A 19,132-nucleotide genomic window follows, 5' to 3' on the forward strand; every position below is an offset into this window, starting at 1 on the left:
GCATGTCCGCTGCGGAGAGCCGCCCGGCCGAGGAGCAGGTCGTCACCTACGAGGTCCGCGGCCCGGTCGCCGTGGTGACGGTGAACCGCCCCCGGTACCGCAACGCGCAGAACTCGAAGGTGACGTACGCCCTCGACGCCGCCTTCACCCGGGCCGTCGACGACGACGCGGTGAAGGTCGTCGTGCTCGCGGGCAGCGGCGAGCACTTCAGCGGCGGCCACGACATCGGCACGCCGGGCCGTGACATCCACGAGAGCTTCGAGCGCAGAGCCGTCATCATGTGGGACCACACCGACAAGGAGGGCGTCGACGCCCGGCTGGCCCGGGAGTCCGAGGTGTACCTGGGGATGTGCCGCCGCTGGCGGGAGATCCCCAAGCCGATGATCGCCATGGTCCAGGGCGCGTGCGTCGCCGGCGGGCTGATGCTGGCCTGGTCCTGCGACTTCATCGTCGCCTCGGAGGACGCCTTCTTCTGCGACCCCGTCGTCCGCATGGGCATCCCGGGCGTGGAGTTCTTCGCCCACCCGTGGGTGATGAACCCGCGCGCGGCCAAGGAGTTCCTGTACACCGGAGACCGCTTCAGCGCCCAGCGCGCGCACCAGCTCGGCATGGTCAACCATGTGGTGCCCCGCGAGGAGCTGGAGTCGGCCGTCTTCGCGCTCGCCGAGCGGATCAGCGCGATGCCCCGTTTCGGCCTCGCGCTCACCAAGCGGGCGATCAACCAGGCCGAGGATCTGCAGGGAATGCGCACCGGCATGGACTCGGTGTTCGGCCTGCACCACGCAGCCCACTCCCACAACGCCGAGGTGAGTGCCGACTCCCTCGCGGGCATGGACGCGCGGGCGATGCGCGACTCGGGACGGCAGACGGCGGGCAACGCCTGAGGCCGGCCCCCGCCCTGCCCGGGGATCCTCCCGTTCTGCCCAGCATCCTTCCCGAAGGGGGACCGATGACGTTCGCACCCACCGAGGAACAGAACGAACTCGCCGTGACCGTACGGCGGCTGCTGGAGCGCCGCAGCGACACTGGTGCGGTGCGGGCCGCCGTCGCACGGGCCCCGGGCTACGACACGGCCCTGTGGCGCACCCTGTGCGAACAGGTGGGTGCGGCGGCCCTGGCCGTCCCGGAGCGCTACGGCGGCGCGGGTTTCACCCTGTTCGAAACGCACGTGGTGCTGGAGCAGTTGGGCGCGGCGCTGACCCCCTCTCCGCTGCTCGGCTCCGGTGTGCTCGCGGCCCGGGCGCTGTTGCTCAGCGGCGACGGGGCGGCCTGCGAGCGGCTGCTGCCCGGCGTCGCCGAGGGCACCTCCGTGGCGGCCGTCTGCTGGGCCGGTGAGGACGGCCACTGGCGCTCCGACCGCAGTGACGTGCGCGCCACCGGCGGGAGCGCCTGGTCCCTGACGGGAACGACCCCCCTGGTCCTGGACGGCGCCGACGCCGACGTCCTGCTGGTGGTGGCCCGGACCGGCCAGGGGCAGGTGGGCCTGTTCGAGGTCGACCCCGACGACGACCGGGTGCGGCGCACCCCCACTCCGGCGATGGACCCGACGCTGAGCCTCGCCAGGATCGAGTTCGACGGGTCGCCCGCAACCCCCCTGACCCTCGACGCGTCCGGACTGCTCGGCACCCTGCACGACATCGCCGCCGTCGCCGTCACCGCCCTTCAGGTGGGCACAGCCCAGCGGGCGCTGGACATGACCGTCGCCTACAGCAGGGAGCGCGTCCAGTTCGGCCGCCCCATCGGGTCGTTCCAGGCGCTGAAGCACCGTATGGCCGACATGCTGGTCGAGGTCGAGACGGCGAGGTCCGCCTCCTGGGCTGCGGCCCGCGCCGCCGCGGCGGAAGACGACCCGGAGCTGCCGGCACGGGCGGCGCTGGCGAAGGCCTGGTGCTCCGAGGCGCTGAACAAGGTCGCCGCCGAGACCGTCCAGCTGCACGGCGGAATCGCGATCACCTGGGAGCACGACGCCCAGCTCGTGTTCAAGCGGGCCCACGCTCTGTCCCAGCTGTTCGGTCAGCCGCACGAGCACCGGCAGCGGCTCTTCCGCCAGGTCATCGGTGCGGGACCTCGATGAACACCGCCTCGGCCTCGACCGTGCGCACGCCCTCGCACTCGATCCGTCCGGTGACGCCGACCTTGCGTCCGGAGCGCTCCACGATCTCGGAGCGCAGCAGCAGGGTCCGCTCCAGCGGCGTGCGGGCGAGATAGCGCACGGACAGCGACCCGGTCACACACAACAGCCCGGTGGACTGGACCAGGATGCCCAGCATGTTGTCCATCAGCCGGGCGCAGACACCGCCGTGCACCGAGTCGGTGGGGCCCTCGTACAGGGCGTTCACGACGGTGGCGGCCGTCGCGCTCCGGCCGTCCGCCGCGAACGACACCTCCAGGGGGAGGTGCACCGGGTTGTACTGGTCGAGGAGCACCCGCGGTACGCCGACGGTCTCCGCCACCGGCAGCGGCACGCACCGGGTCCCGGCCAGCTTCTCCAGGGCCCGGGTCACGGACGCGAGGGTCTCGGTGGCACGGGCCAGCTCGCCGCCGGGGACGTCGGTCACGGCGACGGCGTGGGCCAGTGCCCGCGTCGCCTCGACGAGGTCCTCCCTCGCCCGGTCCCGCTCCGTCTCCCGTGGCCCACGGCTCACCTCGCACCTCCTCGCCCTCACGCGGACTGCCCGCCGTCGACGACGAAGTCCTGGCCGGTGCAGTAACTCGCCGCGTCACTGGCGAGAAAGGCCACCATGGCGGACACCTCCGAGGGCGTGCCGACCCGGGGGATGGGCTGCCCGGCGACCGCCCCGCCGCCCGCCCGGGTCTCCTCGCTGATCATCGCGGTGTCGACCGCTCCCGGGCAGACGCAGTTGACCCGGATCCCGTACTCGCCCAGCTCCTTGGCCGCCGACCTGGTGGCGCCGCGCAGCGCCCACTTCGACGCGGAGTAGGCGAGGCCGCCGGGGTAACCCGAGAGTCCGGCCGTGGAGGCGATGTTGACGATGGAACCGCCGCGCTCGCGCATCAGCGGAAGCACCGCCTGCATCCCGAGGACGGCTCCCACGAGGTTGACTCTGAGCGTGGCCGCCAGATTCTCCTCGGACAGCTCGGCGAGCGGTTCCCCGATCGAGATGCCCGCGTTGTTGACCAGGATGTCGACCCGTCCGAAACGGTCCGCGGTCCGGGCCATCGCCGCCGCCCAGGCGCTCTTGTCCCCGACGTCGAGGGGACAGGTCAGGGTGTCGCCCGCGATACGGCCGGCGACCGCCCGCACGCCGCTCTCGTCGAGGTCGGTGAGGACGACGCTCGCGCCGAGTCCGGCCAGGGTCCGCGCGTGCTCCGCGCCCTGTCCCTGACCGGCTCCGGTGACGAAGGCGATCCTGTCCCTCAGGTCCACGGCCTGCACGACCACTTCCGGGCTCCTCCCGGCCGAAATCCCTCAACCAAGCAATTGCTTGTTAGTCTAACTCCAGGAGCCGTCAGGAGGGCCGCCGTGACCTACTCCGTCAACCATGTGGGCATCACCGTCAGGGACCTGGACCGTTCGCTCGACTTCTACGCGCGGATCCTCGGGGGCGAGCGGGTCGGTTCCTGGGAACGCAGCGGCCCGAGGATCGACGCCGTGACCGGATACCCGGGCGTCGTGGTCCGTCAGGCCTTCGTCCGCCTGTCCCGGGGGGCGACACTCATCGAACTGCTCCAGTACGTCGGCGGTTCCCCGGAGGTGACCGACCCGGACCACGGCCGTGCGGGCTCGGTCCATGTGGCCGTCGACGTGGACGGACTCGACGCCCTGCTCGCCCGGCTGCGGGCCGAGGAGGTCGCCGTGCTGTCGGAGCCCGTCACGGCCGGGGAGGGGCCGCTGGAGGGCTGCCGTCTCGTCTACGTGCTCGACCCGGACCGGGTCCGGGTCGAACTCGTGGAGCCGCCGGAAGCGGGGAGCGCCCCCTGACCGGGGCCCGGTCCTCTCCCTGTTCAGGCCTCGTCCCGCTCCAGCCGCGCCAGCTCCTCGCCGCTGAGCGCGAGGCCGGCCGCCGCGGCGGAGTCCCGGACCGACTCCGGCCGGCTCGCCCCCGGGATGGGGACCACCACCGGCGACCTGTGCAGCTGCCAGGCGAGCACCACCTGGTACGTGCTGACACCCCGCTCCCGTGCGACGTCCTCGAACGCCGCGTACCGAGCGCCGAGTCCCTTCGCCTGGCGCATCCCGCCGAACGGCCCCCAGGCCAGGAACGTCAGTCCGAGTTCCTCGCACAGCGCGATCTCCGGTTCGCTGGAGCGGAACCCCGGCGAGTACTCGTTCTCCACCGCGACCAGCGTGTCGCCGAGGATCCCGTGCGCCAGCCGGATCTGCTCCGGGTTCGCGTTGGAGATCCCGGCTCGCCGGATCAGCCCCGCCTCGTACAGATCGCGCAGCCCGCCCATGGTCTCGGCGTAGGGGACCTTCGGGTCGGGCCGGTGGTGCAGGTACAGCGGCAGGGCCTCCAACCCCAGGCGGCGCAGCGAGTCCTCGCACGCGCGGCGCAGGTGCTCGGGCCGGCCGTCGACGTCCCACTCCTGGTCGCCGGGCCTGAGATGGCCGCCCTTCGTCGCCACGACCACGTGATCGACCGGACCCGGGTGGTCCGCGAGGGCCTTGGCCAGCATCGACTCGTTCACGCCGTACCCCGCCGCGGGGCCGTACACGTCCGCGGTGTCGAAGAGCGTCACCCCGGCGTCCAGGGCCGCGTGCACCGTACGGACCGCCCGTGCCTCGTCGTAGCCGGGCACCTGGGTCAGGGTCATCGCGCCCATGCCCACCGGGAAGACCCGGGTCCCGCCCAGGGTTCGCGTCCTCGGACTGGAGTCGGTCATCTCTGTCTCCTTCGGGGGTGCTCCGCCCGTTCCCGGTCGCCGGGCAGTCATCGGTCGGCCCGAGTCAACCTAACAATTGCTTCGTCACCAAGCAAGCGCTAGGTTAATTCGGGAACTTCGAGCCTTCCGGGCGTGAGAGGAAGTGTCCATGGGTGACAAAGCGATGTCCCTGGAGGACTTCGCCGGGACCGTCGAGTCGGGCATGACGGTCGGCATCGGCGGCTGGGGATCACGGCGCAAACCGATGGCGCTGGTGCGTGAACTGCTGCGCACCGACGTCCGCGACCTGACCGTCGTCACGTTCGGCGGCCCGGACGTGGGACTGCTGTGCGCTGCGGGCCGGGTCCGCAAGCTGGTCTACGGCTTCGTCTCGCTGGACAGCATCGCGCTCGACCCGCACTTCCGGGCCGTGCGGGAGCGGGGCGCCGTCGAGACCGCGGAGTACGACGAGGGCATGTTCGTCACCGGGCTGCGCGCCGCCGCGAACCGGCTGGACTTCCTGCCCACCCGGGCCGGCCTCGGCTCCGACGTCCTCACCATGAACCCCGACCTGGTGACGATCGCCTCCCCGTACTCCGACGACGAGTACGTGGCGATGAGGGCCCTGCGGCTCGACGTGGCCCTGGTGCACGTCAACCGCGCCGACGCCGCGGGCAACGCCCAGTACCTGGGCCCGGACCCGTACTTCGACGACCTGTTCGCGATGGCCGCCGACCGCTGCTTCGTCAGCACCGAGCGGATCGTCGGACCCGGGGAACTGCGCGCCGCCGCCCCCGCGCAGTCGGTGCTGATCAGCCGCCTCTTCGTGAACGGGGTGATCGAGGCGCCGCGGGGCGCGCACTTCACCTCGTGCGAACCCGACTACGGGCGGGACGAGACCTTCCAGGCGCACTACGCGGCGGCGGCGCGGGACACCGGGTCCTGGGAGCTGTTCCGCAAGACGTTCCTCGACGGCGACGAGCAGGCGTACCAGGCGGCCGTGGCGGACTTCCACGCCCGGCGCGACGGACAGGAGGAGGGCCGATGACGGAGATCACCCGGGCCGAGGTGTGCGCCGCCGCGTGCGCCGACGCGTGGCGCGACGCCGGTGAGGTGCTGGCGCACGCGGTCGGTGTGGTGCCCTCGATCGGGGCGCGGCTCGCCCGCCTGACGACCAGCCCGGACCTGGTCCTCACCGACGGCGAGGCGTACTTCATGAGCGAGCCGCCGCCGCTCGGCCGGACCGCCGCCGACGGGGGAGTGGTCGAGGGCTGGGTGCCCTACCGTCGGGTCTTCGACATCGTCGCCAGCGGGCGCCGGCAGAGCATGATGGGGGCCAGCCAGATCGACCGTTACGGCAACCAGAACATCTCGCTCATCGGCGACTGGCGTCGTCCGAAGCGGCAGCTCATCGGGGTGCGCGGTGCTCCGGGCAACACGGCCAACCACCGCACCGACTACTGGGTGGCCCGGCACAGTCCGAAGGTCTTCGTCGAGAAGGTCGACGTGGTCTGCGGCGTGGGCAACGACCGCGCCCGCGGCACCAAGGGGCTGGGCTTCCACCACCTGGGCGTGGTGATCACCGACCTCGCGGTCCTCGACTACGACGCTGAGGGGCGCCTGCGCGTACGGTCGCTGCATCCCGGTGTCACCGCGGAAGAGGTCCGGGTGAACACCGGGTTCGAGATCGACACGAGCGGCGCCGGCGAGACCCGTCTGCCCGACCCGGGCGAACTGCGGCTCATCCGCGAGGTGGTCGACCCCCGGGGCCTGCGCGACCGCGAGGTCCCGGTCACCCGGTGACGAGGCCGCCGTGCAGCACGCGGAGGTACTGCTCGGCCAGCGCCTCGGCACGGAACTTGCCGCGCGGGCGGTACCACCGCACACTGCACCACACGGTGTCCCGGATGAACCGGTACGTCAGGCTCACGTCGACGTCGGCGCGGAAGTCCCCGGACCGCTGGCCCGCCGTGAGGGTTCGGAGCCAGATCTTCTCGATCTTCTTTCCCAGCTGGTCGACGTACTCGAAACCGGACTGCCCGACGAGTGTGTCCGCCTCGCTCTGGTAGAGGGCCACGGCCTCCGGCGTCTCATGGATGGTGGTGAAGGCATGGGTGATGAGCTGGTCGAGGACCTCCCTCGGGCCCGTCCCTTCCTTCTCGATCTCCGTGAAGCGCTCGTGGAGCCGCTCCAGGAAACCCCGGAGGATCTCGTCGAGCATGTCCTCCTTCGAGCTGAAGTGGTGGTACAGGCTGCCCGACAGGATGCCCGCCTCGTCGGCGATGTCCCGCACGGTGGTCTGGGTGTACCCGCGGGTGGCGAACAGGCCGGCCGCGATCTGCAGGAGTTCCGCCCTGCGCTCGGAACCGGTGCCGTTCCTGGCCGCCGTCCGTGCCGGGGCTGCCGCTCGGGCGGGGCGTCGTGCCGCCATGTCGTTCGTCCCTTCCGCCGGGGCTCGTCCTCCGGCCGGCAAGCATGTGCTCGAATCCTGCCACAGGCCCCGCTCCCCGCCGTCCCACTGAACGGGACGGCGACTTGCGGACCGCTGGCCCGGGCCGTGCACTGCCCAGCATACCTACCAAGCATTTGGTTGTTCGGAGGTCTCGCGTGATCGAAGAGCCGGCTCCCTCGACCGTCCCCGGGCTGCTGGCCCGGGCGGCGGAGCGCCATGGTGACCATCCGGCGGTCGTCGACGGCGCCGTCGAGGTCGGTTACCGGCAGTTGGCCGAACTCGTCGGGCGGACCGCGCGGGCCTGCGCCGCCGTGGGAGTCCGCCCGGGAGACCGGGTCGCGGTGTGGGCCCCCAACCGGCTGGAGTTCATTCTCGCCCTGCTCGGCGCGCAGTGCGCCGGGGCGTCCGTGGTGCCCATGAACACCCGCTACCGCGGTCACGAGGCAGCAGTCGTGCTGCGGCGCTCGCGCGCCTCGGTACTCGTCCTCGCGAACGGCTTCCTCGGCGTCGACTACATGGAGATGCTGAAGACGGCGGCGGCCGGGGAGGCGGCACCGGGCGATACCGGCCCCGTCCCGGGGCTGCCCGCGCTGCGGAACGTGGTGGACATCGCCGCGGACGTGTCCTGCGACGCCGTCCTGTCCTGGGGCGACTTCACCGCGCGCGCGGACGAGGTGCCGCAGGAGGAGGGAGCGCGGATCGCAGCGGCGGTCGGCCCCGACGACATCTGCGACATCATGTTCACCTCCGGCACGACAGGTGTGCCCAAGGGGGTCATGAGCGCCCACCGGCAGACCATCGGGGCGGCCCTGGTCTGGGCCGACGGCGCGGCCCTGAGCCCCGCCGACCGCTACGCGATCGTCAACCCGTTCTTCCACGGCTTCGGCTACAAGGCAGGCGTGGTCGCCGCCCTCACGGCCGGTGCCACCATCTACCCGGTGGAGACGTTCGACGCGGGCCGCCTCCTGGAACTGATCCGGTCCGCCGGTATCTCCGTGCTCCCGGGCGCGCCGACCGTCTTCGTGTCGCTCCTGGACCACCCCCGGCTGGCGGAACTGCGGCCGTCCACCCTGCGCTTCGCGACCGCCGGGGCCGCCACCGTCCCTGAGTCCCTCTTCCGGCGCATGCGCGAGGAGTTGGGCTTCCGGACCGTGGCACAGGCGTACGGCCTGACCGAGTGCACCGTGGCCACCGGTTCCCGCCCCGGTGAGGATCCGGCCCACGTGGAGCAGACGACCGGGCCCGCCGTGCCGGGTATCGAGATCCGGGTCGTCGACGCGGACGGCGCGGACGTGGCGACCGGCCAGGACGGCGAGGTCCTGCTGCGCGGCGACAACGTGATGCTCGGCTACTTCGAGGACGAGGCCGCGACCCGGGCGGCGATCGACGCCGACGGCTGGCTGCGTACCGGTGACGTCGGGCGGCTCGACGAACACGGCTGTCTGAAGATCACCGACCGGATCAAGGACATGATCATCGTCGGCGGCTTCAACGTCTATCCGGCCGAGGTGGAGAACGTCCTGGCCGGACACCCCTTGGTCGCCGAGTCCGCGGTGGTCGGCATGCCCGACGCCCGGCTCGGCTCCGTGCCCTGCGCCTACGTGGTCCCGCGCCGGGGCCCGCAGCCCTCGGCGCGGGACGTCATCGCGCACTGCAGGGAACGGTTGGCCAACTTCAAGGTGCCACGCAGGGTGATCGTGGTGCCCGAGCTGCCGAGGAACGCCGCCGGCAAGATCCTCAAGACGGGGCTGCGGGAGCGGCTCGGCTGACCATCGGCTACCCGGCTACCCGGCTACCCGGCTACCCGGTGACCGGGCGGCCGGGCCGCCGGGTCGACCGCTGGATCGTGAGGTATGGGGCGTATGTGCCGCGTTGCGGGCCGAGCCGTAACCTCGCCATGGCCTGGGACAGGGGCCCGCGCCCGTCTTCCGGGCGGGACCACCTGACGACCGCGCGTCCGGACCACTCCGCGAGCCGCCGGGCAGCCGGTGCCGGCCGAGCTCTCGACCGCCCTGGCCGCACGTCCGCCCCCGGCGCATGACCCTGCAGGCCCGGCCACCCGCCAACCGCTCAGCCGAGCCGCTCGATCACCATGGCCATGCCCTGGCCCCCGGCCACGCACATGGCCTCCAGGCCGAACCGGCCGTCCCGCTCCTGCAGGGCGTGGATCAGTGTCGTGGTGATCCGGGCCCCCGTCATGCCGAAGGGGTGACCGAGCGCGATCGCGCCGCCGTTGACGTTGACCCGCTCCGGGTCGGCTCCCAACTGCCGTACGGAGGGGATGACCTGGGCCGCGAACGCCTCGTTGAACTCGAACAGGTCGATGTCGCCCACGGTGAGTCCGGCCCGGTGCAGTGCCTCACGGCTCGCCTCCACCGGTCCGAGGCCCATGATCTCCGGGCTGAGCGCGGAGACCCCGGTTGACACGATCCGCGCCAGCGGGGCGAGGCCCAGCTCGCTCGCGCGGCGGTCGCTCATCACGACCAGGGCCGCCGCCCCGTCGTTCAGCGGACAGCAGTTGGCGGCGGTGACGGTCCCGTCCGGCCGGAACACCGGCTTCAGCGCCGACACCTTCTCCAGCGTCACCCCCTTGCGGGGCCCGTCGTCGGCGGCGACCACGCTGCCGTCCGGAAGGATCACCGGCGTGATGTCCCGCTTCCAGAAGCCCCGCGCGTCGGCCGCCTCCGCCAACTGCTGGCTGCGGACCGCGAACTCGTCCTGCTCGCGCCGCGACACCCCGCACATCAGTGCCACGTTCTCGGCGGTGTCACCCATGCCGATGTAGACGTCGGGCAGGTCACCGGCCACCCGCGGATCGGCCCAGTCCGCACCTTCGCCCGCGGCGCGGCGGGCGGTGCGCTCGGCGGCCCGCGCGTACACCGGGTTGCGAGTGTCCGGCATCCCGTCGGCCTTGCCCCTGCCGAACCGGGACACCATCTCCACCCCGGCCGACACGAACACCTCGCCCTCGCCTGCCCTGATGGCGTGGAAGGCCATCCGGGTCGTCTGCAGCGACGAGGAACAGTACCGCTGCACCGTGGTGCCCGGCACGGTGTCGAGGCCGAGCCGCAGCGCGGTCAACCGGGCCAGGTTGTAGCCCTGCTCACCGGCCGGCTGCGCACAGCCCAGCATCAGGTCGGCGACCTCGGACGGATCGAGCGCGGGCAGCTCGGCGAGCGCAGCCCCGACGATCTGTGCGGCGATGTCGTCGGGGCGCAGATCCCTGAGCGACCCCTTGTGCGCCCGCCCGATGGGGGAGCGCACGGCGGACACGATCACTGCTTCGGGCATGGGGACTCCCCTTGCTGGTCGGGATTCATCTTTCGCGTGATCTCGCGGCCAGCACACCGGTGTTGGGCGAGTGCTGGAGGAAGGCCGGCCACTCGCCCCCGCCGTCCACGTTCAGCACGGCGCCGGTGATGTGCGCGGCGAGCGGGGAGGCGAGCAGCAGACAGGCCCCGCCGATGTCGCCGGGCCGGGCGAAGACCCCCCGCGGGATGGTCGCCGCGACGCGGGCGGTCTGCTCCGCGTCGCCGTAGTGGTCCGTCGACCCCGGTGTCGCCACCAGCCCGCAACTGACCGCGTTGACCCGCACCCGGGGCGCCCACTCCACGGCCAGGGTGGTGGTCAGGCTCTCCAGGGCCGCCTTCGCCGCGCCGTAGACGGCGGACCCGGGGCTGGGCCGCCGGGCGCTGATCGAGCTGATGTTGAGCACCACGCCGCCGTCGTCCTGGGCGTCCATGACCGGGAAGACCGCGCGGCTGACGAAGACCGGGGCGAGGAAGTTGAGGTCGGTGACCTTGCGGTGGAAGCGGGGCGAGGCGGAGGCGAAGTCGGCGAACGGCGCGCCGCCCGCGTTGTTGACCGCGACGTCGATCCGGCCCCGGCGGGACGTGATGTCCTGGACCCACCGGTCGACCTGGTCCGGGTCGCGTACGTCGACCTTGCTGAAGTGCGCCGCCCGGTCCTCGACCGTTCGCGCGGCGCCCGGCGTGCCGCGCCCGCAGATCTCGACCTGCGCGCCCGCCCTGAGGAACACCTCCACGATGCCCTCACCCACGCCCCTGGCCCCTCCTGTGACCAGGACGACCTTCCCCGACATGTCCAACTGGATCGGCATGGCGACACCCTAGCGACGAAGACCAATCAAGCGCTAGGTAGGTACGTTAAAGCGACCAAGCATTTGCTTGGCTCGGGTTGTCATGGCGAGGGACGCTCCCGGTCGTCGGGACCTGTCGTGGCAGGCGGGCCGTCGCGGTCCGACACTCGCCCCAGCGGCCTGTTCGTCCGTACCTGCCACCGCCCGGAGGAGTCGCCATGACGCCCGCTCCCGTCCCGCCGCCCGAGCACGGGCCCACCGACCACGCGCACGCGGACGGCGCGGAACTGCGCGCCCTGGCCGAGCGCTACGCGGCGGCGCTGGATCACGGGGACCGCGAGGACTACCTCTCGGTGTTCACCCGGGACGGCGTCGTGGTGATCCACGGCCCGGACGGGTCCGTGGTGCAGGAGCGCCGGGGGCCGGCGGAACTCCTCAAGGAGTTCGACGACCTCGGCGGGTTCGACCGGGTCCACCACCTCGTCGGCGGACATGTGGCGGAAGTGACCGACAGCGGCGGATCGGCCACCGCGATGGTCGCTGCGGAGGCACATCACCACAGCAGGGGGACCGACGGGAACGCCACCGACCTGTACTGCCCGGTCCGCTACCGCGACACCTGCGTCCGTACGGCCGAAGGCTGGCGGATCGCCCGCCGGGAGGTCTTCCCGCTCTGGTACGACCTGCGCACCGTCACCGCGCCCCGCTGGTGAAACCGGCCCCGCACATCGCTCCCTCCCCAGCCACCCGCACGACCGAGGAGTCACGGAAATGACCGACGAGGAGACGACCACCGACTGGGACGAGGAGTGCGACGTCCTCGTGATCGGCTCCGGCGGAGGCGGGCTGACCGGTGCCTGCACGACCGCCGCCGCCGGGCTCGACACGCTGGTGGTCGAGAAGACCGGCCACTACGGCGGAACCACCGCGTATGCCGGCGCCTGCCTGTGGCTGCCCGGCAACGCGGCCCAGGCGAGAGCCGGGGTCGAGGACTCGGCCGAACTGGGCAGGGCCTACTTCCGGGCGGTCGTCGGCGACAGCACCCCGGCCGACCTGCAGGACGCGTACATCGACAACGCGGGCCCGACGGTCGACTTCCTGGAGCGGGACCACGACGTCCTGTTCGAACACCGGCCGTTCCCCGACTACTTCGACGCCCCCGGCCGGTTCCCGCTCGGGCGTGGTGTGTTCCCCGTGGAGTACCCGGCACCAGAGGCCGGCGACGACCTGCTGGCGGCGGTCCGGCCCGCGGCTTGGGAGGAGCGCCTCGGCGTCCGGGGCCCTGAGGGACCGTTCACCGACGGACGCGCGCTGATCGCCCGGCTGCTGGTGGCCCTGCGGGCGACCGGGCACGGCAGGACCCGCCTGCGCACCGCTCTCACCGCCCTGGTCACGGACGCCGACGGGGCCGTCACCGGTGCGGAGCTGAGCACCTCCGGCGGAGAGGGGACGCTGCGCGTCCGCGCCCGCAAGGGTGTCCTCCTCGCGGCCGGTGGCTTCGAGGCCAGCCACCGGTTGCGGCGCGAGTGGCAGCGACTGCCCGGCGCCGACTGGACGATGGGCGCCCCCGGCGGCAACACGGGCGACGCCATCCTCGCTGCCCAGGCGATCGGGGCCGACACCGCGCTGCTCGCGGAGTCCTGGTGGTGCCCGTCGGTGCTCTTCCCGGACGGCTCGGCCAACTTCGCCCTGGGCTTCCGCGGCGGAGTCTTCGTGGACCGAGACGGCAGGCGCTTCGCCAACGAGTGCCTGCCCTACGACCGCATGGGCCGCGCGATGCTCGCCGCCGATGTCGGCAACGCCCCCGACCGGCCGGTGTGGTGGGTCTTCGACGGCCGCTGGGGAGAGGAGCCGCCCGGCATCGTCGTCGTCCCGGCCGACCGCAAGTCCTTCGCGGAGGCCGGGCTCTGGCACACCGCCGACACCCTGGACGAACTGGCCGCGGCCACCGGCATCGACGTCATAGGGCTCGCTGAGACAGTCCGCGCCTTCAACACCTACGCGGCCGACGGGACCGACGCCGACCACCACCGGGGCGAGGACCCGTACGACAGGTTCTTCGCCGACGGCACCGGGCCCAACCCGTGCCTGGTGCCGGTCGACCAGGGCCCCTTCCACGCGGTGCGGCTCGTGCTGGGCGACCTCGGCACCAAGGGAGGACTGTGCACGGACACCACGGCCCGGGTCCTGCGCGGGGACGGGGCGGTGATACCGGGCCTCTACGCCACCGGCAACACCATGGCGTCGGTGGCGGGCCCGTACTACCCCGGGCCCGGGGCGCCGATCGGCTCGGCGATGGTCTTCGGCCATCTGGCGGCACGCCATATGGCCGGCTGAACGGGCGAGGACGACGGCCGGTGCCCCGCATCCGGGGCACCGGCCGTCGCCGCGTCAGGAAACGTACTGCGTCAGGAGACGTCCCAGGTCAGGACACGTTCCAGGTCATGCTGTTCGCGCTCGCCCCGGTGGTCTCCTGGTCCACCGGAGCGCCCTGGGCCGTCGACCCGGCCACGCCGAGGTTCAGACCGCTGCCCACGTTGACGAGCATGTAGCTGCTGCCGGAGTAGCTGCCGACCAGGTCGATCGCCCACTGCTGGTTGGTGCCGCCGTTGCAGGTCCACTGCTGCAGCTGCACACCGCTGGTCTTCGACTGGTCCGGCGCGTCCAGGCACAGCCCGCTGTTGACATTGGTCAGCGTGTAGATGTTGTCGGCCACCTTGGTGAGGTTCCACTTCTGGTTGGCTCCGCTGGTGGACGGCCACTGGATGACGGGGGCCCCGTTGGACTTCGAGGCCCCGGAAGCGTCCATCAGGAGTGAACTGCCCGCGTTGGTGAGGGTGTGGACGCCGGCGCCGGGTATGCCGCTGCCCGGCGACCAGGTTCCGGCGGCTGTGTCGAGCGACCAGGTGGGGTACTGGCCGAGGTTCACCGTCGTCCCCTGGATGGTCAGCGGGAGCCAGATCAGCTGGGAGTTGCCGAGGTCACCGGTGTTCCAGCGGTCGCCCGCGTACAGGTAGGTCGTGCCCGCCGTGCCCTGCACGGTGATGATGTTCGCCGTCTGGCTGTTGTACGTGTTGGTGCCGGGCGCGGCGAGCGTCCGGAAGGACGACCACGGGCCCGCGGGGGAGGTGGCGGTGGCGTAGACGTTGTCGTTGGTGGCCCATCCGCTCAGGTGTGAGCCGAAGAGGTAGTAGGTGCCGCCCACCTTCACCATGGCCGGCGCCTCGTAGTCGCCGACCAGCGCCACCGAACTGGTCACGGAGAGGTAGTCGGCGGACAGTTTGTCGATGCGCAGGCCGTTGGCCCGGTCCTCGCTGAGCAGGTAGGCGGTGCCGTCGGTGTCCTGGAACAGCCCGAGGTCACGGCTCTGGAAGCCCAGCGGACGGAAGCTGCCCTGGTAGGTGTACGGGCCGCAGGGAGTGCTGCTGGTCGCCACACCGACCTTGGCGTCGGCGTAGTTGGTGCTGTCGATGTGCATGTACATCACGTACGTGCTGGTCGACGCGTTGTAGATGACCTTGGGTCGCTCGACGATGCGGTCGGGGCCGAGGTCGCCGCTGCTCTGCTTGGCCAGGGCCACCCCCTGGTACGTCCAGTCGGACAGGTTGGTCGAGGTGTAGCAGGGGATGTCCTGGAAGGAGGTGTTCCCGGAGTTCTCCCCGGTCTTGTCCTCACCGAAGCCGTACCAGGTGTTGCCGACCTTGACGATGCCGAGACCGTGCAGCTGGAGGGTGTTCCCGTTCTGGTCGGTCCTGGTGGCACCCAGGGTGAAGGACACGGAGGCCGCGTTCGCCTGCGCGGCGGGCAGCAGCAGTGCCGTGAGGGAGGCGAGCAGGGTGAGGAGTGCGGCCGACACGACCCGCCACCGGCGGGTCGGGCGTCCGGGACGCGGTGTTCTGGGGGACATGGGCGTACCTCTCCTTTGAGGACGGTGCGCCGCGAGGGAACGCGGCGGGGGAGTCGAGCGGTGTGGGGGCCCGGCCCAGGGACGGGGAGGAGGCCCCGAGGGGGGGATCCGGGAAGGCGGCGGTCTGGGGAGTCGGCCGGCCGTGTCTCCTCCCGCGTCCCTGAGCCGGAGTCATGGGGACGTCGGGCTGTCCGGCGGATGCTGTGCCGGACAGCCCGGCCGACGGGGGCGGGGACCCCCGCGGGCGACGGGGCGGTGGTCAGCCGCGGGTCCACCTCTGGTTCGCCTGACCGTTGCAGTCGTAGAGCGCGACGGGTGAACCGTCGGCGGTGGCCTCGTTGCTCACGTCGATGCAGCGCCCCGACTGCAGACCGGCGATCGCCCCGCTCTCGGTGAGCGTCCACTTCTGGTTGGCGCCGCCGTTGCAGGTGTAGATGCCGACCTTCGTGCCGTTGGCCGTGCCCTGGCCGTAGGCCTCAAGGCACTTGTTGCCGTAGCCGCGCAGTTCACCGGCGCCGGTCATGGTCCAGTTCTGGTTGGCGGCACCGTTGCAGGCGTAGATGATGACCTGGGTGCCGTCGGTGGTGGAGGCCCCGGGGTCGTCGAGGCACTTACCGGACTGGGCGCTCTTCAGCGTGCTGGTGCTGGTCCTTCCGCCGCTGCCGGGGTTGCCGGAGCTCTTCAGCTGGAAGGTGGTCACACTGCGGGCGGGCAGCGACGCGCTGAGGACCGAGCCGCTGACGGCCGGGTCGGAGACGCTCGCCAGGTCCTCGGTGTCGCTCGTGCGGTGGGTGCCGGTGGGGGTGAGCGTGCCGCTGTTCGTGTCGAGGGACAGGTCGGTGGCCGAGCTGTTGGTGTTGGTCGCCACGACGGTCCAGGCGCCGTTCTGCCAGAAGGCCATGGCCTGTACGCCGGACGGGGCGCCGGATATCTCGTAGCGGACCGCGCCCGGTCGGACGTATCTGCTGTACTGCCCGAGGACGTAGTAGCGCTTGGTCATATACAGCGACTGGTTGCCGTCGGTGGCGTACTTGGGGTCGTAGTAGATGAGGCCGTCGTTCCAGCCCGTGCCGTTGATCCTGGTGGCGCAGGACGGGTCGGAGCCGACGTCGCAGCCGATCACGTTGGACAGGGCCGTCCACCACTGGAAGGAGCTGTCGTTGCCGAGGGCGAAGTCGCGGTAGATGTAGTTCGCGACGGTCAGGCCGCCGCCGATGGTGGGGTCGTACTGCTGGGTGAAGGCGTTGGCGCCGGTCCGCTCGCAGCAGACCTCGGTCGACCACAGGGGCTTGTTGTACGTCTTGCCGAACGCGGCGAGTCTGCGCAGCGCGGCGTCGTTCGGGAAGTCGTAGATGTGGTGGGCGAACGCGGTCACGTAGCCGGCCGCGGCGGAGTCGGACAGCCAGGTGGGGGCCTCCTGCAACAGCTGGCTGGTCCGGCTGCTCTCGTCGGCGATGATGCCGGTCCTCAGCGAGCGGGCGGCGAAGGTGGAGCCGATCGCCTTGAGGACGGCGGCGCGCTGCGAGACGGGCACGATCATGCCCTCCTGCTCGCAGTTGGGCTGGCTGTTGTCCGGCTCGTTCATCGGGCTGAGGTAGTCCAGGTTCACGTCCTTGGACGCCCAGTGCGCGGTGACGTCGGCGAGATACGTGGCGAACGGCTGCTCGTCGCCCGAGACCAGGCTCCCGTCGCAGCTCTTGCCGTTGGTGGTCCACTGCGCGGGGGCGCTGTTGACGAAGCCGATGAGGTGCGGCACCTGGTGGTCGGAGGCCGACTGCAGGAAGTAGCTGCCGCCCGGGTCGCGGGTCCAGTCGTAGGTGCCCGGCGAGGTCATCAGGGACTGCGGGGCGCGCTCGGGGTAGTGGACCACGCCGACGCTGTTGCCGCCGATGTTGTAGCGGTAGATGCTCAGGTTCAGGCCGGACGTGCCGAACAGCAGGTCGCCGACCTGGCTCTTGACCGTCGACGAGTAGTTGTTCAGGTCGTTGACCCACCATGCCCCCGAGGCGCCGAACCCGTCGACCGTCTGGGCCTGGGTGGTGACCAGGGCGGGTGCGGGGGTGGCTGCGTGCGCCTCGGTGGCGAGCGGGACGGCGGCGACGGCGGGCAGCAGCAGTGCCGCGAGCCCGCCCACAAGGGTTTTCAGCGAGCCCGTGGCGGTGCGCCACCGGCCCTTTCGGCGTCGGTGCGGTGTGGTGTCGTGCATCGGTGTCACCTCTCCATGGGTCGCCGGCGTCGTGCCGGAGTCGGGGTGGGGGTGCGTGGCGATGGAGGCCGTCGGCTCAGGGAGCGAGGGTGATCCTGATGGTGTTCCAGGAAAGGGGCGGCAGCACGGCGTCGAGCCCGCCGTCCGTCACCCGGGTCTGCGCCACCTGCGCCGGGGTGACTCGGTCCGGCTGCCGCAGGGAGTTCGCGGCGTGTCGGTCGGGGTCGGCCAGCGTGGTGTGCAGGACCGGCCCGGCGGGGCCGAACGCCCGCAGATCCGCGGTGAGGCGGAGCGGGCGGGTGGTGTCACGGTTGACGGCGAAGACGGTCAGCGTGCCGTCCTCGTCCTGGACGGCGGTGGCGTGCAGCAGCGGGACCCGGCCGTGCAGGGCCGTGTCGTGGCCGGGGCTGTCCAGGTCGAGCCGGAGCACCTGGCCGCGGCCATGGCGGGCCGCCTCGGCGAAGGGGTGGAACGTGGTCTGCCGCCAGGCCGGGCCGCCCGGCTCCGTCATGATCGGGGCGATCACGTTGACCAGCTGGGCGAGGCACGCGGCGGTGACCCGGTCGCAGTGCCGCAGCAGGGTGATCAGCAGGCTGCCGACGACGACGGCGTCCGTGACCGAGTAGACGTCCTCCAGCTGACGGGGGGCCACACTCCAGTCGGGGTCGTCGGGATCGTTTTTGAAGGGACGGCTCTGGTACCAGACGTTCCACTCGTCGAAGGACAGGTTGATCCGCTTGGCGGAGTGCCGTTTGGCCCGGATGTGGTCGGCGGTGGCGACCACCCCGTCGATGAACTCCTCCATGTCGGCGGCCGAGGCGAGGAAGCTGTCGACATCCCCGTCCTTCTCCTCGTAGTAGGCGTGGCAGGAGACGAAGTCGACGACGTCGTAGGCGTGTTCCAGGACCGTCGCCTCCCAGGAACCGAAGGTCGGCATGGCACGGCTGGAGCTTCCGCAGGCGACCAGTTCGAGACCGGGGTCCAGGTCCCGCATGGCCTTGGCGGTGACGGCGGCGAGACGGCCGTATTCCTCGGCGGTCTTGTGGCCGGTCTGCCAGGGGCCGTCCATCTCGTTGCCCAGGCACCACAGGCGGATGTTGTGCGGTTTGTCGACGCCGTGCGAACGGCGCAGCTCCGACCAGGCGGTCCCGCCCGGGTGGTTGGTGTACTCCAGCAGGTCGAGCGCTTCCTGGAGGCCGCGCGTACCGAGGTTGACGGCCTGCATCGGCTCGACCCAGGCCTTGCCGGCGAAGCGCATGAACTCGTTCAGCCCGAACTGGTTGGTCTCGACGGCCCGCCAGGCCGCGTCGAGTCGGCGGGGCCGGTGTTCGGCCGGGCCGACCCCGTCCTCCCAGCGGTACCCGGAGACGAAGTTGCCGCCGGGGTAGCGGACCATCGTGACGCCGAGTTCCCGGACGAGGGCGAGGACGTCGGCGCGCAGTCCGTCCTCGTCGGCGGTGGGGTGGTCCGGCTCGAAGACGCCCGTGTGGACGCAGCGGCCGAGATGCTCGACGAAGGAGCCGAACAGACGCGGGTTCACCTCGCCCACGGTGAAGCGGGGGTCGAGGTGGACGGCCCCTGCGAGCGGGGTTTCGCCGGCGGGGTCGGTCATGGGGGTCCCTTCCGGGGGTCGGTGCGAACAGG

At 71.7% G+C, this 19,132-nt stretch carries 17 protein-coding genes; 8 read left to right on the forward strand and 9 right to left on the reverse strand.

Features of this window, described 5'->3' with window-relative positions:
- Positions 1-2: 2 nt before the first annotated feature.
- Both ABZ880_RS44210 and ABZ880_RS44215 read left to right on the forward strand, forming a co-directional pair.
- Positions 3-884 carry an enoyl-CoA hydratase gene (locus ABZ880_RS44210; protein WP_361275943.1) on the forward strand — a complete coding sequence of 294 codons (882 nt, stop codon included), beginning with the start codon at positions 3-5 and terminating at the stop codon, positions 882-884.
- 65 nt (positions 885-949) lie between these two features.
- On the forward strand, positions 950-2,074 hold the full coding sequence (locus ABZ880_RS44215) for an acyl-CoA dehydrogenase family protein (protein WP_361275945.1): 1,125 nt from the start codon (positions 950-952) through the stop codon (positions 2,072-2,074).
- On the opposite strand, the gene ABZ880_RS44220 is transcribed toward ABZ880_RS44215, so the two are convergent.
- Both ABZ880_RS44220 and ABZ880_RS44225 read right to left on the reverse strand, forming a co-directional pair.
- Entirely contained in the window at positions 2,052-2,645 is a 594-nt protein-coding gene (locus ABZ880_RS44220; RefSeq protein WP_361275948.1) for a PaaI family thioesterase, read from the reverse strand. The genes ABZ880_RS44215 and ABZ880_RS44220 overlap by 23 nt on opposite strands.
- A 17-nt stretch (positions 2,646-2,662) precedes the next feature.
- Positions 2,663-3,403, reverse strand: coding sequence for an SDR family NAD(P)-dependent oxidoreductase (locus ABZ880_RS44225; protein ID WP_361275951.1), 741 nt, complete (start codon positions 3,401-3,403; stop codon positions 2,663-2,665).
- A gap of 81 nt (positions 3,404-3,484) precedes the next feature.
- On the opposite strand from ABZ880_RS44225, the gene ABZ880_RS44230 reads away from it, so the two are divergent.
- Positions 3,485-3,943 carry a VOC family protein gene (locus ABZ880_RS44230; RefSeq protein WP_361275953.1) on the forward strand — a complete coding sequence of 153 codons (459 nt, stop codon included), beginning with the start codon at positions 3,485-3,487 and terminating at the stop codon, positions 3,941-3,943.
- 23 nt (positions 3,944-3,966) lie between these two features.
- Here ABZ880_RS44230 and ABZ880_RS44235 read toward each other — a convergent pair whose 3' ends face one another.
- A complete protein-coding gene (locus ABZ880_RS44235) occupies positions 3,967-4,845 on the reverse strand; it encodes an aldo/keto reductase (RefSeq protein ID WP_361275955.1) in 879 nt (292 codons plus the stop codon).
- A 148-nt stretch (positions 4,846-4,993) separates the two neighbouring features.
- Between ABZ880_RS44235 and ABZ880_RS44240 the strand changes: the two genes are divergently transcribed.
- Positions 4,994-5,872 (forward strand): CoA-transferase, encoded by an 879-nt coding sequence (locus tag ABZ880_RS44240; RefSeq protein ID WP_361275957.1) that lies wholly within the window; start codon positions 4,994-4,996, stop codon positions 5,870-5,872.
- On the forward strand, positions 5,869-6,627 hold the full coding sequence (locus ABZ880_RS44245; RefSeq protein WP_361275960.1) for a CoA-transferase: 759 nt from the start codon (positions 5,869-5,871) through the stop codon (positions 6,625-6,627). Before ABZ880_RS44240 ends, ABZ880_RS44245 begins: the two co-directional genes overlap by 4 nt.
- Here ABZ880_RS44245 and ABZ880_RS44250 read toward each other — a convergent pair.
- Positions 6,617-7,255 carry a TetR/AcrR family transcriptional regulator gene (locus ABZ880_RS44250; RefSeq protein ID WP_361275962.1) on the reverse strand — a complete coding sequence of 213 codons (639 nt, stop codon included), beginning with the start codon at positions 7,253-7,255 and terminating at the stop codon, positions 6,617-6,619. The genes ABZ880_RS44245 and ABZ880_RS44250 overlap by 11 nt on opposite strands.
- A gap of 176 nt (positions 7,256-7,431) precedes the next feature.
- Between ABZ880_RS44250 and ABZ880_RS44255 the strand changes: the two genes are divergently transcribed.
- Positions 7,432-9,045 carry an AMP-binding protein gene (locus tag ABZ880_RS44255; protein WP_361275965.1) on the forward strand — a complete coding sequence of 538 codons (1,614 nt, stop codon included), beginning with the start codon at positions 7,432-7,434 and terminating at the stop codon, positions 9,043-9,045.
- A 301-nt stretch (positions 9,046-9,346) separates the two neighbouring features.
- Here the strand turns inward: ABZ880_RS44255 and ABZ880_RS44260 are convergent, their stop codons facing one another.
- Positions 9,347-10,567, reverse strand: coding sequence for an acetyl-CoA C-acetyltransferase (locus ABZ880_RS44260; protein WP_361275968.1), 1,221 nt, complete (start codon positions 10,565-10,567; stop codon positions 9,347-9,349).
- Positions 10,568-10,592: 25 nt separating this feature from the next.
- Complete coding sequence (locus ABZ880_RS44265) at positions 10,593-11,396, reverse strand: SDR family oxidoreductase (protein WP_361275970.1); 804 nt, start codon at positions 11,394-11,396, stop codon at positions 10,593-10,595.
- 197 nt (positions 11,397-11,593) lie between these two features.
- Between ABZ880_RS44265 and ABZ880_RS44270 the strand changes: the two genes are divergently transcribed.
- Together ABZ880_RS44270 and ABZ880_RS44275 are read left to right on the forward strand one after the other, a co-directional pair.
- Entirely contained in the window at positions 11,594-12,088 is a 495-nt protein-coding gene (locus tag ABZ880_RS44270; RefSeq protein WP_361275973.1) for a nuclear transport factor 2 family protein, read from the forward strand.
- A 58-nt stretch (positions 12,089-12,146) separates the two neighbouring features.
- Positions 12,147-13,712 carry an FAD-binding protein gene (locus ABZ880_RS44275; protein WP_361275975.1) on the forward strand — a complete coding sequence of 522 codons (1,566 nt, stop codon included), beginning with the start codon at positions 12,147-12,149 and terminating at the stop codon, positions 13,710-13,712.
- An 88-nt stretch (positions 13,713-13,800) separates the two neighbouring features.
- Here the strand turns inward: ABZ880_RS44275 and ABZ880_RS44280 are convergent, their stop codons facing one another.
- The 3 genes from ABZ880_RS44280 to ABZ880_RS44290 all read right to left on the reverse strand — a co-directional run bounded on the left by ABZ880_RS44280 (position 13,801) and on the right by ABZ880_RS44290 (position 19,100).
- The gene (locus ABZ880_RS44280; protein ID WP_361275978.1) at positions 13,801-15,282 is read right to left on the reverse strand and encodes an RICIN domain-containing protein; all 1,482 of its coding nucleotides are present in this window, start codon (positions 15,280-15,282) and stop codon (positions 13,801-13,803) included.
- Positions 15,283-15,541: 259 nt separating this feature from the next.
- Complete coding sequence (locus ABZ880_RS44285; protein ID WP_361275980.1) at positions 15,542-17,488, reverse strand: glycoside hydrolase; 1,947 nt, start codon at positions 17,486-17,488, stop codon at positions 15,542-15,544.
- A gap of 76 nt (positions 17,489-17,564) precedes the next feature.
- Positions 17,565-19,100, reverse strand: a complete 1,536-nt coding sequence (locus tag ABZ880_RS44290; protein ID WP_361275983.1) for an alpha-N-arabinofuranosidase — start codon at positions 19,098-19,100, stop codon at positions 17,565-17,567.
- Positions 19,101-19,132 lie beyond the last annotated feature (32 nt).

This window comes from Streptomyces sp. NPDC047043, from assembly GCF_040644055.1.
Classification (GTDB): Bacteria; Actinomycetota; Actinomycetes; order Streptomycetales; family Streptomycetaceae; genus Streptomyces.

Excerpts from the sequence above, each read along its gene's own strand:
- ABZ880_RS44210 (WP_361275943.1), top strand. The coding sequence starts at position 3 with ATGTCCGCTGCGGAGAGCCGCCCGGCCGAGGAGCAGGTCGTCACCTAC.
- ABZ880_RS44215 (WP_361275945.1), top strand. The coding sequence starts at position 950 with ATGACGTTCGCACCCACCGAGGAACAGAACGAACTCGCCGTGACCGTA.
- ABZ880_RS44235 (WP_361275955.1), bottom strand. The coding sequence starts at position 4,845 with ATGACCGACTCCAGTCCGAGGACGCGAACCCTGGGCGGGACCCGGGTC.
- ABZ880_RS44240 (WP_361275957.1), top strand. The coding sequence starts at position 4,994 with ATGGGTGACAAAGCGATGTCCCTGGAGGACTTCGCCGGGACCGTCGAG.
- ABZ880_RS44245 (WP_361275960.1), top strand. The coding sequence starts at position 5,869 with ATGACGGAGATCACCCGGGCCGAGGTGTGCGCCGCCGCGTGCGCCGAC.
- ABZ880_RS44250 (WP_361275962.1), bottom strand. The coding sequence starts at position 7,255 with ATGGCGGCACGACGCCCCGCCCGAGCGGCAGCCCCGGCACGGACGGCG.
- ABZ880_RS44260 (WP_361275968.1), bottom strand. The coding sequence starts at position 10,567 with ATGCCCGAAGCAGTGATCGTGTCCGCCGTGCGCTCCCCCATCGGGCGG.
- ABZ880_RS44265 (WP_361275970.1), bottom strand. The coding sequence starts at position 11,396 with ATGCCGATCCAGTTGGACATGTCGGGGAAGGTCGTCCTGGTCACAGGA.
- ABZ880_RS44270 (WP_361275973.1), top strand. The coding sequence starts at position 11,594 with ATGACGCCCGCTCCCGTCCCGCCGCCCGAGCACGGGCCCACCGACCAC.
- ABZ880_RS44275 (WP_361275975.1), top strand. The coding sequence starts at position 12,147 with ATGACCGACGAGGAGACGACCACCGACTGGGACGAGGAGTGCGACGTC.
- ABZ880_RS44280 (WP_361275978.1), bottom strand. The coding sequence starts at position 15,282 with ATGTCCCCCAGAACACCGCGTCCCGGACGCCCGACCCGCCGGTGGCGG.
- ABZ880_RS44285 (WP_361275980.1), bottom strand. The coding sequence starts at position 17,488 with ATGCACGACACCACACCGCACCGACGCCGAAAGGGCCGGTGGCGCACC.
- ABZ880_RS44290 (WP_361275983.1), bottom strand. The coding sequence starts at position 19,100 with ATGACCGACCCCGCCGGCGAAACCCCGCTCGCAGGGGCCGTCCACCTC.